Genomic DNA, 340 nt, shown 5'->3' with positions numbered 1-340 from the left:
CTCTGAGACCCTAGGCATCCCCCGTACGCCCTTCTCTTGCTCTTTCTTCTTTCTCTTTACTTCTCAGTCTTTCCAATTATGTCAATGTACGTTCTGCAACAGGCTTGCCTGCTACTTTGTCGATCTTTTTCGGTGTCTGTGGGCCTGCCTGGACTCCCCTCGACTTCGCTCGGGGTAAACTTCTCGTCCATTCAACCTCATCTGTAAGTTTTAGTGGGCCTGCCTGGACTCGAACCAGGGACCTTTACATTATCAGTGTAACGCTCTAACCACCTGAGCTACAAGCCCCTTTTCTCCCGAGCCTTCCGGCTCACTACACCTTTTCGATCTTTCAATAACC

General features: G+C 50.0%; 1 tRNA gene. It reads right to left on the bottom strand.

Going from position 1 to position 340, the window contains the following annotated elements:
• Positions 1–214: 214 nt before the first annotated feature.
• Positions 215–288 (bottom strand) — tRNA-Ile (locus tag AB2U10_RS19205).
• Between the last annotated feature and the right edge of the window lie 52 nt (positions 289–340).

It is taken from the genome of Leadbetterella sp. DM7 (genome assembly GCF_040829825.2).
GTDB lineage: Bacteria > Bacteroidota > Bacteroidia > Cytophagales > Spirosomataceae > Leadbetterella.
Note: the sequence above shows the minus strand (reverse complement) of the source record. Positions and strands in the feature narration are given on the sequence as shown.